At 65.1% G+C, this 16,363-nt stretch carries 18 protein-coding genes; 13 read left to right on the top strand and 5 right to left on the bottom strand.

Features of this window, described 5'->3' with window-relative positions; translation table 11 throughout:
* From AC1DJT_RS07760 to AC1DJT_RS07725, 8 genes are all read left to right on the top strand, one after another.
* A partial coding sequence (locus tag AC1DJT_RS07760) for an extracellular solute-binding protein (protein WP_476833844.1) occupies positions 1-792 on the top strand: 792 nt, incomplete at its 5' end.
* Between the two features lie 19 nt (positions 793-811).
* Positions 812-1,867, top strand: a complete 1,056-nt coding sequence (locus tag AC1DJT_RS07755) for an ABC transporter ATP-binding protein (RefSeq protein WP_476833843.1) — start codon at positions 812-814, stop codon at positions 1,865-1,867.
* Complete coding sequence (locus AC1DJT_RS07750; RefSeq protein ID WP_476833842.1) at positions 1,864-2,706, top strand: ABC transporter permease; 843 nt, start codon at positions 1,864-1,866, stop codon at positions 2,704-2,706. The genes AC1DJT_RS07755 and AC1DJT_RS07750 overlap by 4 nt, the downstream gene beginning before the upstream one ends.
* Positions 2,703-3,491, top strand: coding sequence for an ABC transporter permease (locus AC1DJT_RS07745; protein WP_441505857.1), 789 nt, complete (start codon positions 2,703-2,705; stop codon positions 3,489-3,491). The genes AC1DJT_RS07750 and AC1DJT_RS07745 overlap by 4 nt, the downstream gene beginning before the upstream one ends.
* A gap of 9 nt (positions 3,492-3,500) precedes the next feature.
* Entirely contained in the window at positions 3,501-4,178 is a 678-nt protein-coding gene (locus AC1DJT_RS07740; RefSeq protein WP_441505856.1) for an RraA family protein, read from the top strand.
* An 11-nt stretch (positions 4,179-4,189) separates the two neighbouring features.
* Positions 4,190-5,869: a gamma-glutamyltransferase gene (gene ggt / locus AC1DJT_RS07735; protein WP_476833841.1), complete on the top strand. Its 1,680-nt coding sequence runs from the start codon at positions 4,190-4,192 to the stop codon at positions 5,867-5,869.
* Positions 5,870-5,897: 28 nt separating this feature from the next.
* The gene (locus tag AC1DJT_RS07730) at positions 5,898-6,863 is read left to right on the top strand and encodes a 2-hydroxyacid dehydrogenase (protein WP_441505854.1); all 966 of its coding nucleotides are present in this window, start codon (positions 5,898-5,900) and stop codon (positions 6,861-6,863) included.
* A 32-nt stretch (positions 6,864-6,895) separates the two neighbouring features.
* On the top strand, positions 6,896-7,294 hold the full coding sequence (locus tag AC1DJT_RS07725; RefSeq protein ID WP_441505853.1) for a methylglyoxal synthase: 399 nt from the start codon (positions 6,896-6,898) through the stop codon (positions 7,292-7,294).
* Here AC1DJT_RS07725 and AC1DJT_RS07720 read toward each other — a convergent pair.
* The 5 genes from AC1DJT_RS07720 to AC1DJT_RS07700 form a co-directional block, all read right to left on the bottom strand.
* Positions 7,257-10,397, bottom strand: a complete 3,141-nt coding sequence (locus tag AC1DJT_RS07720) for an efflux RND transporter permease subunit (RefSeq protein WP_441505852.1) — start codon at positions 10,395-10,397, stop codon at positions 7,257-7,259. The genes AC1DJT_RS07725 and AC1DJT_RS07720 overlap by 38 nt on opposite strands.
* Positions 10,394-11,602: an efflux RND transporter periplasmic adaptor subunit gene (locus AC1DJT_RS07715; protein WP_476833840.1), complete on the bottom strand. Its 1,209-nt coding sequence runs from the start codon at positions 11,600-11,602 to the stop codon at positions 10,394-10,396. The genes AC1DJT_RS07720 and AC1DJT_RS07715 overlap by 4 nt, the downstream gene beginning before the upstream one ends.
* A 19-nt stretch (positions 11,603-11,621) precedes the next feature.
* Complete coding sequence (locus AC1DJT_RS07710) at positions 11,622-12,113, bottom strand: MarR family winged helix-turn-helix transcriptional regulator (protein ID WP_476768112.1); 492 nt, start codon at positions 12,111-12,113, stop codon at positions 11,622-11,624.
* A 94-nt stretch (positions 12,114-12,207) separates the two neighbouring features.
* The gene (locus tag AC1DJT_RS07705) at positions 12,208-12,528 is read right to left on the bottom strand and encodes a hypothetical protein (RefSeq protein WP_476768111.1); all 321 of its coding nucleotides are present in this window, start codon (positions 12,526-12,528) and stop codon (positions 12,208-12,210) included.
* A gap of 206 nt (positions 12,529-12,734) precedes the next feature.
* Positions 12,735-12,896: a hypothetical protein gene (locus AC1DJT_RS07700; RefSeq protein WP_441479381.1), complete on the bottom strand. Its 162-nt coding sequence runs from the start codon at positions 12,894-12,896 to the stop codon at positions 12,735-12,737.
* Positions 12,897-13,386: 490 nt separating this feature from the next.
* Between AC1DJT_RS07700 and AC1DJT_RS07695 the strand changes: the two genes are divergently transcribed.
* The 5 genes from AC1DJT_RS07695 to AC1DJT_RS07675 are packed head-to-tail and all read left to right on the top strand — an operon-like array spanning position 13,387 to position 16,347.
* Positions 13,387-13,989 carry a nitroreductase family protein gene (locus AC1DJT_RS07695; RefSeq protein WP_476768110.1) on the top strand — a complete coding sequence of 201 codons (603 nt, stop codon included), beginning with the start codon at positions 13,387-13,389 and terminating at the stop codon, positions 13,987-13,989.
* Positions 13,990-13,998: 9 nt separating this feature from the next.
* Positions 13,999-14,289: a hypothetical protein gene (locus AC1DJT_RS07690; RefSeq protein ID WP_476768109.1), complete on the top strand. Its 291-nt coding sequence runs from the start codon at positions 13,999-14,001 to the stop codon at positions 14,287-14,289.
* Between the two features lie 7 nt (positions 14,290-14,296).
* Complete coding sequence (locus tag AC1DJT_RS07685) at positions 14,297-14,869, top strand: ABC transporter substrate-binding protein (protein ID WP_476768108.1); 573 nt, start codon at positions 14,297-14,299, stop codon at positions 14,867-14,869.
* Between the two features lie 29 nt (positions 14,870-14,898).
* A complete protein-coding gene (locus AC1DJT_RS07680) occupies positions 14,899-16,029 on the top strand; it encodes an LLM class flavin-dependent oxidoreductase (protein WP_476768107.1) in 1,131 nt (376 codons plus the stop codon).
* Between the two features lie 3 nt (positions 16,030-16,032).
* The gene (locus AC1DJT_RS07675) at positions 16,033-16,347 is read left to right on the top strand and encodes an NIPSNAP family protein (protein ID WP_043235378.1); all 315 of its coding nucleotides are present in this window, start codon (positions 16,033-16,035) and stop codon (positions 16,345-16,347) included.
* Positions 16,348-16,363 lie beyond the last annotated feature (16 nt).

Here is a 16,363-nt window from a genome sequence, read left to right as displayed (position 1 = left end):
GTCACCACCTCCAGCATCGGCAATATCGAGGGACTGTTCGAGAAGCTGACGCCCTCCGAAGTTCCGTCGCTGAACGAACTCCATCCGGAGGCCCGCGCGGCCGGAGGCGATTACGGCCCGGCCGTGACCTTCGACCATCTCGTGCTCGTCTATGACACGCAGAATCTGAAGCCGCCGATCGAGAAGCTCGCCGATCTCTGGCGGCCGGACCTCAAGGGGCAGGTCGCGCTTGCGGCGCCGCCGAACATCCAGGGGCTCGCGCTCACCGCAATGGTCGAGAAGATGGAGGGCGGCGACTACCGCAAGTCGATCGATGCGGCGATCAAGAAGCTGCGCGCTCTCGCCCCTTCGGTGAATACGTTCGAGCCCAATCCCGATGGCTATTCGCTGATCCTGAACGGAGTGGTGAAAGTCGCGACCGGCTGGAACGCCCGTGCGCAGCTCTATGGCGACCAGACCGGCGGCAAGATCGCCGCGTTGCTGCCGCCTGAAGGATCGGTCTTCCAGATCAACACCATCAACCTCACTGCCGGCTCGAAGAACAGGGCCGCCGCGGTTGCCTTCGTCAATTTTGCGCTGGCGCAAGCTGCGCAGAAGGCTTTCACCGAGCGGATGTTCTATGCGCCGACAAACGCCAAGGCAGCGATCGACGCCAAGGCGCTGGCGCGCACCGCTGCCGCCCCGGAAAGCCGGGGCCGGATGATCGGCGTCGACTGGAACGAGGTTCTGAAGATGCGCGACCAGTGGAACAATCGCTGGCGGCGCGAAGTCATCGCTGCGGCAGGTCGCTGAGCCGGGATCGCAGCCTGCCATGAGCTATCTCGAACTCGCCGGCCTGCAGAAGCGCTACCGCGATTCCGTCGCCGTCGATGACGTCGCGCTTTCGGTCGAGAAGGGCGAGGCCGTCGCTCTCCTCGGCCCCTCCGGCTGCGGCAAAACCACGACGCTGCGCATGCTTGCCGGCCTGATCGATCCCGACGCGGGCTCGATCCGCCTCGACGGTGCCGAGATCACGCGCCAGCCGGCTCATAAGCGCAACATGGGCTATGTCTTCCAGTCCTATGCGCTGTTTCCGCATCTGAGCGTTGCCCGCAATGTGGGCTTCGGTCTCGAGGAAAGGCGCGTGCCGCGCCCTGAGACGTCGCGGCGCGTCGAAGAGGCGCTCGGCATGGTGYGCCTTGCCGGCCTCGAGGGCAGGCGCCCCCGCGAATTGTCAGGCGGTCAACAGCAGCGCGTGGCGCTGGCGCGGGCGCTCGTCATTCGCCCGTCCGTGCTGCTGCTCGACGAATCCCTGTCCAATCTCGACGCCAAGCTGCGTGACGCGATGCGCCACGAGATTCGCGACATCCAGCGTTCGCTCGGCATCACCACGCTCTTCGTCACGCACGATCAGGTCGAGGCGCTGACGATGTGCGATCGGATCGCGGTGATGAAGCGCGGGCGGATCGAACAGATCGGCACGCCGGAGGATATCTACGAGCGGCCCGCGACCCGCTTCGTCGCCGACTTCGTCGGGCGCGCCAATGTGCTGCCGGCCTTGCGAAATGAGGCGGGCGCCATCAGCGTCTGGGGAGTGACCTTGCCGGCCACCGCTCCGGCCGGCGGCGAGATCGACGTCTTCGTGCGGCCGCAGCGCATCCGGCTCGCCTCAACCGGTGAACCGTCCGGCGAGGGCATGGTTCGGCTGACCGGCCGGGTTCTGCGCAGCGTCTTCGTCGGAGATCATGTCGAGGTCATCGTCGAGGGGGCAGGGGGGCAGCTCAGCGTCGAGATGCAATCCGGCACGAAGCCGCCAGCGGCCGGGACCGAGGTCGCCGTGCTCTGGCAGGCCGGAGACACGCTGCTCTTCCCGCGCGAGGCAACATGACCGCCGGCTCGCGCCTGCCTTGGCTGGTCGTCCCGGCGGCGCTCCTTCTTCTCGCCGTCTATGTCTGGCCGACCCTTGGCCTGTTTCGCACCGCCTTCAACGAGGTCGGGCCGACGGGGKCGATGATCGAGGCCTGGTCGCTCAAGACGACCAGCGAAGTCCTCGCTGATTCCTTCACGATCGAGCTGACGCTCAACTCGCTCTGGCTCTCTCTGAGCGCGACACTGATCGCGCTGTGCATGGCCTATCCGGTCTCGCTGTTCCTGTTCCGGACGCAGTCGCGCTTTCGTGGCCTGCTGGCCGTGATCGCGATCATGCCGATGCTGGTCTCCGGCGTGGTGCGTGTTTTCGGCTGGCTCGCCATCCTGGGCGATCGTGGGCTCGTCAATTCCCTTGCTCAGTGGCTTGGGCTGATCTCGACGCCGATGCGCCTCGTCTTCAACTGGACGGGCGTCACCATCGGMCTCGCCGAGAGCATCATGCCCTACATGATCCTCGCGCTGCTCGCYGGTTTCGGCCGGCTTGACCGCACGCTGGAGGAGGCGGCGCGCAGCCTGGGCTGCACGCCGCTGCGCACGTTCCTGCGGGTGACCTTGCCGCTGAGCCTGCCGGCGCTCGCGCTCGCGGCGGGCCTGGGCTTCGTGCTCTCGATGTCGGCCTATATCACGCCAAAACTGCTCGGCGGCGGTCGGGTCTTCGTGCTGGCGACGGAGATCTTCGAGCAAGCGACGACGAACACCAATTGGCCGGTCGCCGCCGTACTGGCGATCTATACGCTCGTGCTGCTGCTGGCGCTGCTGGTGCTCTCCAATGTCGCGGCGCGGAGGCTGCAACGATGAATGGCGCCGGACCCGTCCTCTCGACGCTCGCAGGTATCGTCTACGCCCTGATCCTGGCGCCCATCGTTGTCGTCGTGGCACTCGCCTTCTCGGCGGACAATTTCATCCTGTTCCCTCCGTCCGGCTATTCGCTGCGCTGGTTCCAGCAACTCGCCGGCAACACACCGCTGCTGAATGCCGTCGTCCTCAGCGCTCAGATCGCCTGCGTGGTCACGGCGCTGTCGCTGCTGCTTGGCGTGCCGGCGGCGCTGGCGCTCGACAAGGGGCGGTTTCGCGGCCAGGAGGCGCTGAAGAACTTCTTTCTCGCACCGTTGCTGCTGCCCACCTTGATTGTCGGCCTCGCGCTTCTGCTGTTCTTCACCCCGCTCAGGCTGACTGCGACCTTGCCCGGGCTTGTGCTCGGCCACATGACCGTGACCCTGCCTTTCGTGATCCGGATGATGACGACGGCGTTCTCGACGCTGCCGGATGATATCGAAGCGGCTGCCGCGACGCTGGGCGCGAAGCCCTGGCGGGTGATCTGGCGCGTGACGCTGCCGCTTGCCACGCCCGGCCTGATTGCCTGCGGTGCCCTGTCCTTCCTGCTGTCCTTCGACGAGACCGTGATCTCGCTCTTCCTCTCCGGTCCGCGCGCTTCGACGCTGCCGGTCGAGATGGTGCGCTATGTCGAAGGACGCACCGATCCGCTCGTCGCGGCCCTGTCGGTGATCCTGATCGTCGCGACCCTCATCATCGTCGTTCTGGTCGAACGTCTCGTCGGCGTCGCGCGCGCCGTCGGCCAATAGGAGAGAACCATGCCCGACTACCGCATCGAACCCATGCCGCAGCAGATCTCGCCGGCCCTTGCCGAGAAGCTCAGCCGCGTCGAAACCGCCACCATCGGCCATTCCCAGCACTGGGGATTCATGGACCGCGGCATCCAGCCCTTGCTGCGCAACAAGCGTATCGCCGGCGCAGCCGTGACGCTTGCCATTCCCGGGCAGGATTCGACGCTGCTGCACCACGCGCTCGGGCTTCTGCGCCCCGGCGACATCCTCGTGGTCGATCGACTCGGCGATGACAAGCATGCCTGCTGGGGCGGCGGCGTCACCGTGGCGGCCAAGGCGGCCGGCGCGATGGGCGGCATCGTCGATGGCCCCTGCACGGATCTGACCGAGATCGAAGACAGCGATTTCCCGATGTGGTGCCGCGGCATGTCGCCGATCACGACCCGGCTCTACAATCTCGGCGGCACGCTGAACCTGCCGATCTCCTGCGGCAATGTCGCGGTAAGGGCCGGGGACATCATCCTCGCGGACGAGTCCGGCGTGCTGGTGCTGCCGGCAGGAGAGGCCGAGGCGATTGCCGACGCGGCGCTGGCCCGGCAGGAGCGTGGCGAGCGCACTCAGGCGCGCGTCAAGGCCGGCGAGAAGCTTGGCGACATCTCCGGCGCCACCAAGATGGTGCTCGAGGCGCTGAAGCAGAACGGCTGAGGACAGACACGATGAACGCCCAGCTGCGCGGCCCGCGCGTCGCCAATTTCACCTGCGAGAAGCTGTCGGCCACCGGCTCGCGCGGCATGGTCGTCACCAATCATCCGCTCGCCTCGGCCGCGGGATCGCACATGCTGCTCGCGGGCGGCAATGCCATCGATGCGGCCATCGCCTCGCTGTTCGCGCTCACCGTCGTCGAACCGATGATGGTCGGCGTGCTCGGCGGCGGCGTTGCCCATATCCGGCTGGCTGACGGTCGTCATCTCGTGCTTGACGGTTTGTCGACCGCGCCGGGCAAGGCCAGTGCCGACATGTATGAGGCGCTGTCGCACGAGGTCGGCAAGGCGCGAGATACGCGTGACCGCGAGAACCTCGTCGGCCCCAAGGCCGTCGCGGTTCCCGGTGCGCTCGTCGGCTGGTGCGAGGCATTGGCGCGCTTCGGCACGCTGCCGCTCGCCGATGTGCTCCAACCTGCGATCCGGCTGGCCGAACGCGGGTTCGTGGTCAGCCCCTATCTCTCCGATTGCATCGCGGATTGCGCGCCGGATCTCGCACGCGATCCGGGCCTTGCAAAACTGTTCCTGCCCGGCGGAAAGGCGCTGCCGGCGGGGGAGCGGCTGGTTCAGGGCGATTATGCCGCGAGCCTGCGGCTGATCGCCGAAACCGGCCCCTCGGCGCTCTATGATGGCCCGCTCGGCGCGGCGCTAACCTCCTTCATGGCGGCCAATGGCGGGCTGATCKACCAGGCCGACCTCGCCGCCTTCAAGGTAATCGAGCGCGAGCCGGTTCGGGGTCGCTATCGCGGCTTCGAGATCCTCGGTCCGCCGCCGCCATCCTCGTCCGGCGTCCATATCGTGCAGATGCTGAACATCCTCGAGGGCTACGATATCGGTGCGCTCGGCTTCGGCTCGAGCGATGCCGTGCATCTCGTTGCCGAGGCCCTGAAGATCGCCTTCGCCGACCGGGCGGTGGCGACTGCGGACCCGGCCTTCGTCAAGGTGCCGATCGAGCGTCTGACGGCCAAGTCCTACGCCGATGAGCGCCGCGCCGATATCGACATGGCCCATACCAAGGCCTGGGCGGCCGGTCTCAGCGCCGGGGAATCCGCGAACACCACTCATGTCACCGTAGCGGATGCGGCTGGCAATGTGGTTGCGACCACCCAGACGATCAACGGCCTGTTCGGCGCCTGCACCCAGATCCCCGGCACCGGGATGCTGACCAACAACTATATGTATAATTTCGATCCACATCCCGGCCGCGCGCTCTCGATCGCGCCAGGCAAGCGGGTCTTCACTTCGATGGCGCCGATGATGGTCCTGCGCGATGGCAAGCTTGCCTTCGCGCTCGGCCTGCCCGGCGGCCTGCGCATCTTCCCCTCGGCACTGCAGGCGRTCGTCAACCTGATCGACCACGGCATGAGCCTGCAGGAGGCCGTCGAGGCGCCGCGTGTCTGGACGGAGGGTGGAGCCCTCGAACTCGAGAGCGCGATCCCGGATTCGGTCGCCAGCGAACTGACTGCGCGCGGCCATCAGATCGCACGCGTGCAGCGTGTCGCCGGCGGCATGAATGCCATCGGCTTCAATTCCGACGGAACGCTCACCGGCGCCGCCTGCTGGCGCGCCGATGGCACGCCCGTCGCGATCTCCGGCGGGCTGGCGCGCGCCGGCGTCCGCTTCACCATTGCCTGATTTCGTTCAAGCCAATCGGACCATCATCATGTCAGAAACCATCGTCGTCCTCGATCCCATGGCGCCTGAACGCGCCGACAAGCTCAGGGCGCTCCTGCCGCCGGGTTTCGTCCTCACGCATGGCACGGCGCGCGGCGACGACCACATGAAGGAAATCATCGCGGAGGCCGAATACGCGATCGCGGGACAGGTCGGCGTCAATGCCGAGGTGCTGAAGGCGGCGAAGAAGCTCAAGCTGCTCCACAAATGGGGCGTCGGGGTCGATAATCTCGACACCCAGACCGCCAAGCAGCTTGGCATCAAGGTTGCCCGCACCACGGGCAGCAATGCCGTGCCGGTCGCCGAGTTCACGCTCGGGCTGATGCTTTCGGCCCTGCGTCATATTTCCTTCGGCCATGCCGAGTTGAAGAAGGGGGACTGGCGTGGCGGGCGCTTGCCGGGCGACACCTTCACCCTGTCCGGCAAGACGGTTGGCATCGTCGGCTTTGGCGCCATCGGCCAGAATGTCGCGAAGCTGCTGAAGGGCTTTGGCTGTACGATCCTGTATTCGAAGCGCCAGCCGCTCTCCGCCGCAGAGGAAGTCGAGCTTGGCGCGAAGCACGCTTCGCTGGCAGAACTGCTGGCGAAGTCCGACGTCGTCTCGCTGCATTGCCCCCTGACGCCGGAGACGGCGAACATGATCGACAAGTCTGCCTTCGCTGCGATGAAGAAGACGGCGGTGCTTATCAACGTGGCGCGCGGCGGCGTCGTCGCCGAGAACGACCTGATCGAGGCCTTGCGCGCGAAGGAGATTGCCGGCGCCGCGATGGACGTCTTCGAGATCGAGCCGCTGCCGGCTGACAGCCCCCTGCTCGGGCTCGACAATCTGGTGGTGACGCCGCATCTGGCGGCGATCGCATCCGACAATTTCGCCCCGACGGTGAAGCGGATGTTCGACAACATCGCCCGTGTCTCGCGCGGCGAGCCCGTGCCCGAGCGCGACAGCGTCGTCTGAGCCCGCGCGGGGCTGGAACAGGGAAGGCGGACATGACGAAACGCCTCGGCATCGGCTTGATCGCCCATGACCGCAAGAAGCCCGATCTTGCGGCCTGGGTGACGCGAAACATCCAGGTTCTGAGCGCGCATCGGCTTGTGGCCACGGCGACGACGGGTTCTGTGCTGAAGCAGAGCCACCCCGATGTCAGTGTCGAGACAGTGAAGAGTGGCCCGCTCGGCGGCGATCAGCAGATCGGAGCGATGATCGCCGAGGGGAAGATCGACGTGCTGATCTTCTTCCCCGATCCGCTTGCCGCCATGCCCCATGACGTGGACGTCAAGGCGCTGCTTCGCCTCGTTCTGGTCTACGATATCCCGGCCGCGTTCAGCCCAAGCACGGCCGACGCATTGATCATGTCGGACGTGTTCTCTCCCGCACGGCGGCGGTAGTCGGCTTCGGGTTCGCCCATCTCGCGATGGTCAGCGCCTTCGACACGCGCTCCATGTAGAGAAACAGCACCGGCGTGATGAAGAGCGTCAGCACCTGCGAGATCAGCAGTCCGCCGACCACCGCGATGCCGAGAGGTTGACGCAGCTCGGCGCTGGCGCCGGCGCCGAGTGCGATCGGCAAGGTGCCCATCAGCGCCGCCAGCGTCGTCATCAGGATCGGGCGGAAGCGCATCAGACAGGCGCGGTGGATCGCATCCTGAGAGGGCACGCCCTCGCGTTGCAGCACGAGCGCGACATCGATCATCATGATCGCGTTCTTCTTGACGATGCCGATCAGCATCAGCATGCCGATGATCGCGATCACCGACAGGTCGAGGCCGAAGAGACGCAGCGCGGCCAGGGCGCCGATGGCCGCCGATGGCAGGCCGGTCAGGATCGTCAGCGGATGGATGAAGCTCTCATAGAGGATGCCGAGCACGATATAGATCGTCAGGATCGCGCCGGCGATCAGCAGGCCCTGGTTGGCGAGCGAATCCTGGAAGGTCTTGGCGGTGCCGGCAAGCGTCGTCGAGAGCGTCGTCGGTAACCCAAGCTCCGTCTTGATGGTGTTGATCCTGGTCACGCTGTCGCCGAGCGCGACGCCCGCAGGGAGGTTGTAGGAAATGGTCACCGCCGGAAGCTGGCCGAGCTGGTTCACCGTCAGCTGCCCCGCCGTGCGCTCGACGCGGGTGAAGGAGCCGAGCGGGACAAGCAGGCCATTGCTGGCGCGCACGCGGATCGCGTCGAGCTTGTCGGCCGTCCAGCCAAGAGCGGGGTCGAACTCGACAACCACCTCATAGCTGTCTCCGGTGGTGAAGATGGTCGAGACCTGACGAACGCCAAAGCCGGAATACAGCGTCGAGCGCAGGGTGTCGGCGCCGATCTGCAGTGAGTTTGCCTTGTCGCGGTCGATGACCAGGGTCGCTTGCAGGGCGTTGTTCTGGAGATCGGTGGTGACGTCGGTGAAGGTCGCGCGATCCTGGCTCATCGCATCGGCGAGCTTCAGCGCCCAATCGTTCATCTGCGTCTGGTCGAGGCCTTGCACCACGAGCTGATATTGGCTCTTGGAGGCGCGCGCGCCGATATTGAGGTTCTGAACCGGTGTCATGAAGGCGTTGATGCCGGCGACCTGTGCGAGCTGCCTGCGCAGGTCGGAGAGCACGGTCTGCAGCGCAGGACGTTCGGTTCTCGGCTTCAACTCGACGAAGAGGCGCCCGGCATTGAGCGCGCCGCTGCCGCCACCGCCGCCTCCGCCTCCGACTGAGGACGCGACATGGCTGACATAGGGCGAGTTGCGGAAGACGTCGGCAACCTCCTTCTGCAGCCTTTGCATCGCGGGGAATGAGATATCCTGCCTCGCTTCCGTCGCGACCTGGAGCTGACCTATATCCTCTTGCGGGAAGAAACCTTTGGGCGCGGTCTGGAAGAGCCAGACCGTGCCGATCACTGTTGCGAAGAAGGCAGCAAGCATCAGCGGCTGCACACGCAGACAGAGAGTCAGCGCGCGGTCATAGCCGCGGAGCACGCTCTCAAAKCCGCGTTCGAGCACATGGCCAAGGCCGTGCTCGGGAGCGTGCTGGTCGGCGTTGGTCAACAGCCGCGAGCAGAGCATCGGCGTCAGTGTCAGGGACACGAAGGCCGAGGCGAGGATCGCGACGGTGACGACCACCGCGAACTCGTTGAAGATCCGGCCAATGACACCACCCATCAACAGCACGGGGATGAAGACCGCGACAAGCGAGAGCGAGATCGAGATGATGGTGAAGCCGATTTCGCGCGAGCCCTTGAGAGCTGCGTCAAAGGCTGAGAGCCCATCCTCTTCCATGTGCCGCACGATGTTCTCGAGCATGACGATGGCGTCGTCGACGACGAGGCCGACCGAGAGCGTCAGGCCAAGCAGCGAGATGTTGTCGATGGAGAAKCCGAGCACATACATCGCCGCGAGCGTTGATATGATCGAGATCGGCACGGCAACTGCCGGGATCAGGGTCGCGGTGAGCCTTCTCAGGAAGACGAAGATCACCATGATGACCAGAACGATGGTCAGCCCCAGCGTGAACTGAACATCCTCGACCGCGGCGCGGATCGAGGTCGAGCGGTCATTGAGCTGCGCCAGTTGCGCTGCCGCCGGCAACTGCTCGCGGAACGCCGGCAGCATGGCCTTGACCCTGTCGACGACGTCGACGGTGTTGGCATCGGGCTGGCGCTGCACTGCGAGCACGACGGCCGGCATGCCGTCATAGGTGCTGGCTGTCTGCGTATTCTCGACCGAGTCGATCACCTTCGCGACATCGCCGAGGCGCACGGGCTTGCCGTTGCGCGTGGCGATGATGACATCGGCGAACTGGGCTGCATTTGCGAGCTGTGTGCTGGCCTGGATCGTCAGCTGCTGCCGGTCGTTCTGCACCGTGCCGACCGGAGAATTGTCGTTGGCGGAGGTGATCGCATTCTGCAAGGTGTCGACGCCGATGCCGCGAGCCGCCAGCGCGGTCGGGTCGATGCGGATGCGCACCGCATATTTCTGGCTGCCGAAGATCAGGACCTGCGCAACGCCGTCGACAGTCGACAGGGCAGGCGAGATCACCTGCTGTGCGAAAGCATCGAGTTGCGAGAGCGGGATGATATCGCTCTTCAGCGCGAGCAGGATGATCGGCGCGTCGGCCGGGTTCACCTTGCGATAGCTCGGCGGCGCGGTCATCTCGATCGGCAGCTGCTTCTGGGCGCGCGCAATCGCGGCCTGCACATCGGCGGCGGCGGCATCGATGTTGCGATTGAGTACGAACTGGATGGCAATCGAGGTTGCGCCCTGGGAATTTGTCGTCGCAATGCTGTCGATGCCGGCGATCGTGGCGAACTGTTTGATCAAGGGCGTCGCGACCGAGGTCGCCATGGTGTCGGGAGAGGCGCCGGGCAGTTGCGCCGAGACGTTCACCACCGGGAATTCGGCGCGGGGCAGGGCCGCGACCGGCAGGAAGCGATAGGCGAAGAGCCCTGCGAGGACCAGCGAGACCGACATCAGGATGGTCGCCACGGGGTGGCGGATGCAGAAGCCAGAGATGCTCATGACCGACCTCCGTCGGCGATGGTCTCCTTGCCTGCCGCGGGCTTGGTATCCGCTCCGGGGGGAGCGCGCTCGCGGACGCGGGTTCCGGGCTTGAGCCGCATCTGGCCGTCGACGACCACGCGCTCGCCTGCCGCAACACCGTCCGTGATCACCGTCCTGTCGCCATCGACGAKGGCGATGCYGACCTGCCTCAGGTCGGTCGTGTCGTCCGGCTTGATGACATAGACATAGGAGCCCTTCTGCCCCACCTGCACGGCGACCGTCGGAATGATCGTGGCATTGTCGAGCCTGTCGGCCTCGACTGCGACATCGACATACTGGCCTGGCCAGAGCGAGAGGTCGGCATTGGCGAAAGCAGCCTTGGCCGCGATGGTGCCGGAAGCGATGTCCACACTGGAATCGACGAAGGTGAGGGTTCCTTCTGCCGGCGGGCGCGGCGAGTCGGCGGGTTTCGCGGTGACCTTGAGAACCTTGCCGGCCGTGAGCGCCGCTTGCAGCATGGGTACCTCGCGTTCGGGCAAGGTGAAGGCGACGCGGATCGGCTTGACCTGCGTGATCGTGACGAGGCCCGGGCCCGCGCTGTTGGCGCTGACGAGATTGCCCGGCGTGACCAGCACGGCGCCCGCTCGTCCATCGATCGGTGAGGTGATCTTGCTATAGCTCAGCTTGAGCATGTCTGACTCAAGCGCTGCCTTGTCCGCCAGGATCGTCGCGGCTGCCGTCTTCTCATCGGCAATACCCTGGTCCACGGATTGCTGCGTGCCGGCGTTCTTCGCCAGCAATTGCTGGAAGCGGGCAAGGTCGGCCTGGGCACGGTCATGGGTCGCCTGGTCGCGGGCGAGAGCAGCCTGATCCCTGGCAATCTGAGTGCGCAGATCGCGGTCGTCGAGTGTGAAGAGCAGGTCGCCGGCCCTAACGAATTGCCCGTCCTTGACGTGCTGCTCCATGATCTGGCTGTCGAGCCGCGATTTGACGGTGACGATCGCAGGGGATTCGACGAAGCCGATAGCCCGCTTATGTACGGGGACGTCGTCCGTTGTCGCCTTGGCGGTCACGACCGAAACGGGTGCTTCGCTGCGCGTCGTGGTGGCGCGGGAGCCGCCGTCCTTGCCCTGGTTTGCGCTTGGGAGCTTCAGCCACAGGCCGGCGCCAACGGCGCCCATGGCCAGCATGGCGATCACCCAGAGTGATTTTGAGCCTTTCATCGAGCCTACTCCGCGCAACTCAAAGGGCGCCGCCAGCGGGCGCGCGACGCGCGGCCAGCTTCGCCTCGGCGCGCTCCGGGGCTCCGTGCCTCAGCCTGTCCCGGACAGATGCGAGTGTCGCCAGGGTCGTCGAGAGAGAAGGTTCGTCGATACTGTCGAGTACCTCGCCGGCGATCTCTGCGCGCAGCGCATCGAGATCGTCGACGAGCTTTCGACCCGCGGAGGTCAGGTGCAGGAGCCGTGCGCGCCGATCCTGGGGATCAAGGCGGCGCTCGACGAGTTCCTGGCTTTCCAGGCGGTCAAGCAGGCGTGTCAACGAGATCGGTTGCAGCTCGAGCATCTCGGCGAGCGTGGCCTGATTGAGACCTTCCGCGCGGCGCAGACGAGCCAGCACGCTCCATTGCGCGCGGGTCGTGCCATTTTCCCGTGCGCGCTGGTCGACATAGCTGCGCAGTTGCCGGGAGGTCTCGAGAAGCTGGAAAACGAGTTCGCGCTTGAGTGGGCGCCGCATGCTCAGGCCTCCATATCATAAGCTAGCTCATGGTATGGAGGCGATTGCGGCATTTCGGCGTTGCGGTGGTGGAGATTTGAAGTCGAACCCGATGTCAGGATGCAGGGGGAGGAGGTTGCGGCACCCGGGCCGGCTTCGACTGCCCGACATGACACGCCAGTTCCGAGAAGGAGAGCGGGGCGTCCCCGGTATTCCTCAAGGCGGCGCTCAGAAAGCGCACGGGGAATGTGACGGCGTCGGCATTGCTCTCCCGGAGTTGGCCCATGCGTCTGTGGTCGGAGCGGAGACTCGTTTCCGCACGGTCCAGGGCCCACTCGACCTCGGCTTCCTCGACAAGTCCCTTGCGAACCAGCAGGCGCGTGAGTTCGGCTACGGCGACAAGCAGGCCTTCTAGCTGCAGGTTGGCTGTATTCATCGCGAACTCCCATCTGGACCGTGGGCTGCGAGGCCGGCGGCGGCCGCCACCTCAAGTCTGGTCAAAACCCGCCTATGCCTGGTGGCAAGGCTCGGACAGCGCAGACGATCCTACGCTCAACTCAGGCCGGGGCGAAGCAGCAAGCAGGAAGCAGCGCGAGCCTTCGTAACGAAGGGCGCCTTTCACACCAAAGAGCAGACGAGAATTCARCTCGAGGCTTCGATGCCTGCGATGGTGATCAGCCCAGCCAAGGCTAGCCCTGACCAGACAAACTCAGCGAAAAATCCGTGGGTGGGAATACTCCCGGTGAGGACCGAAACGATGCCTCCGCAAAGGACGACTGCCGAGGCGAACACCACGCCATTCATGACCGCAACCTCCCGCATTTCGCCGCAAACGCCGCAGCGACGCAAAGGTTCCGCCTGCCGTCGGAATTTTTCTCGCGGCGGCCGGAAAAGAACCCGGGCGGAGCGTCAGAGGAGGGAAGGGCAAGTTCACGTTCGTTCGGCATGACGGATTCTTGTGCGGTGATCGTGCGGCAGATTTGGGTTTTTTGGCTGCATTCCCCGACGGCAAACGGCAATTGAGAATTGGTTGCTCGTATCTAGAGGCTGTTCGTAAAGAATCTTCCAAATCGATCGTTCGTTTAAACAGACAATTCTATTGACCGGAGCCGGTCCAAGCTCGATGCTTTCTGCACGATCTCAGGCGGTCTTCGTAAGCGGCGAAGGTTCGCTCGACCAGTCGTGAGAGCGTTATCGCGGACGTTCCCTGCCCGAACGTTCGCAATTCTGCGGCGAATCTGCCTCAGTGCTTTGGTGCCATACTTCTCAATACTGCCTCACGGACATCCGGATCATGCCGACGACTGCCAATGACCGCGCCGCTGACCATGCGATCGATCCACTCTTTCTCGAACGCTGGTCGCCTCGTGCATTCAGTGACGATGAGATCAGCGAAGCCGAGTTGCTCTCTCTGTTCGAAGCCGCGCGCTGGGCGCCATCCTCGTACAATTCCCAGCCCTGGCGTTTCATCTATGCCCGCCGTGCCTCCGCCCATTGGCATCGGCTGCTAGGCCTGCTGAATGCGTTCAATGCGTCATGGGCCAAGGACTCGGCGGCACTCGTCGTGATCGTCTCGAAGTCGACGCTTGCCGTTCCGGGCAAGGTCGAGGAAATCGCCTCCCACACTCATTCCTTCGATGCCGGTGCGGCCTGGGCCCATCTCGCATTGCAGGCGACCCGCTCGGGCTGGCAGGCGCATGGCATGGCGGGGCTCGATCTTGAGTGGGCTGCGGTGGAGTTGAATGTTCCCGGCGGCTATCGGGTCGAGGCGGCCGTCGCCATTGGCAAGGTGGGCGACAAGGCGCAATTGCCCGAGGCACTGCAGGCCCGCGAGGTTCCGAGCCAGCGCAATCCGCTTTCGACCAGTGTCTTCGAAGGCGCCTTCCCGGCTGGCTGAGGGGACGAGATGAGCGGTCTTCATTCGCCTGACCGCCTTCGCGTCGGGGTCCATGCCAACAACCTACATCTGCGCCTCGCGCGGCTGCTCGCGGAGAGGGAGGGCGATCAGCGCTGGGCGTTCGTCGACTATGCCGATGGCCGCGCGACCGGAGAACTGCTCGCCGGCGGCGAGATCGAACTCGGCGGCACCGGCTCGACGCCCCCGCTGACCGCGCAAGATCTGGGGCTCGAGGCGGTCTATCTCGCGGCAACCGCGCCCGGCCAATGGTGCCATCCTGAGGCGGAAGGACGAGGCTGAGGTCGCATTGGCAGGCCTCAAAGGCTGCCGGATCGCCCTCGTCGAGGGCTCGTTCCATACCTATCTGCTGGCGCATCTCGCCGAACGGGCTGGCCTGGGCCTTGCGGATTTCAACCGCATCGATCTTTCGCCAGTGGCTTCGGCAAGGGCTCTGCGGCAGGGCGAGGTCGCGGCCTGGATCGCGATGGATCCTCACCTGCCTGTGGAGCTGGATCGAGGCGGGCTTGTCGCCATGGCGGATACGCGAGGCGTCATCCCAAATCGCTCTCTGTTCTGGACGCATCGTCCGGTCCTCGATCGGCGGCCGAACCAGATCGCCGCCTTCCACAAGCACATCGCGCGCATCGCGCGCTTCGTTGAGGACCATGCAGAAGCGGCTGCTCGCCAGCTCTCGGCATCGGGGGATGTCGATGAAGCGCAATGGCTCGCCGTTCTGCGCTCGCGCGATTGGCGCACCTCTGCGATCGACGCCGCCGTTCTGGCCGAACAGGAGCAGGAGGCCGCCTGCCTCGTCCGCCATGGCATTCTTCGGCGAGCGCTCGGCCTCTCCCGGTTCGAAGACGCCGCCGCTTCGGCTTAGGCATCACTGCAAATCATGAGACAAAGCCTATGAATGTGCTCTGGTATCTGACCGCCCCTGACGGCCGCTATCCCTGGAAGAAGGACGGCGCCCGCAAGATGGATCATGCCTATCTGCAGCAATTGGCGCGGGCCTATGATCATCTCGGCTTCACTGGCGCGCTGCTGGCGACCGGTGCGCATGACGTCTGGGTTCTCGGCGCATCGCTGCTGCCCTTCACTGAGCGAATGCGCTTCCTGACGGCGATCCACCCCGGGCTGATCCCGCCGGTGCTGCTGGCCAAGATGGCCGCGACCTTCCAGGAATTCTCCAAGGGGCGGTTGCTGATCAACATCGTCTCGGGCGACGCCAAGATGCTCGGCGCCTATGGCATGATGCTGCCCCATGACGAGCGCTACGTGATGGCCGACGAATATCTCACTGTGTTCCGGCGCATCCTCGCCGGCGAAACGGTGACCTTCAAGGGACGCCATGTCGAGACGATCGAGGCCAAGCTCGCTCTCTCGGGTGCTGATCCGATGGTGCAGCCCGATCTCTGGTTCGGGGGCTCTTCCGAGGCTGCGATCGAGGTCGCTGCCAAGCATGTCGATACCTATCTGTCCTGGGGCGAAACCCCGGACGAGATGGCTGCAAAGGTCGGGCATGTGCGGGCGCGCGCCGCGGCCCATGGCCGCGAGTTGAACTATGGCATCCGGCTCTATGTGGTCGTCCGCGAGACCGACGAGGAGGCCTGGGCGGCGGCTCAGGATCTCCATGATCAGATGGACGACGCCGCCATCGCGGCCAATGCCCGTTTCGTGGCCGGCACGGATTCAGTCGGGCAACAGAAGATGACGGCACTGCATGGCGGGTTGAAGCCCAAATTCGCGCGTGACCTCGAGATTGCGCCAGGACTTTGGGCTGGGTTGGGGCTCGTGCGTCCCGGGCCCGGCACTGCAATCGTCGGCTCGCCCGAGACCGTGATCCGGACGTTGCGCGCCTATCAGGCGGCGGGCATCGAGACCTTCATTCTGTCCGGCATGCCGCTGCTCGAGGAAGCCTACCGCTTCGCCGAACTGGTCTTGCCGCATCTCGACGTGGCAAGAACTCCCCGGGCGGGCTCGGCCTTCACCTGGTCCAACCTGTTCGACCGCGACCTCTCAGCGAAAGCCGCAGGCTAAGTCATGATCCTCGACGAACGCACCTATGCCATCAAGCCCGCCCATGTGCGCGATTATCTCGACCTCTATGTCCGCGAAGGCATGGAACTGCAGGTCTCGCATCTCGGCCATCTGATCGGCTGGTTCACCACCGATACCGGCGTGGTCAACGAGGTCGTGCATATGTGGCGCTTCGAGGATGCCGGCGACCGCGAACGTCGGCGTGCCGCAATGGAAGCCGACCCTGCCTGGCAGGCCTTTCGCGCCAAGGCTGCGCCCTATGTTCTCGAGATGCGAAGCCGTATCCTGCGGCCGACCGCCTTTTCGCCCCTGCGCTAAGCTCCTGGCGAACGCG

It is taken from the genome of Allobosea sp. 05T422_2, from assembly GCF_056396265.1.
The sequence above is the reverse complement of the archived record's forward strand: the minus strand, read 5'-3'. Positions and strand labels throughout refer to the sequence as shown.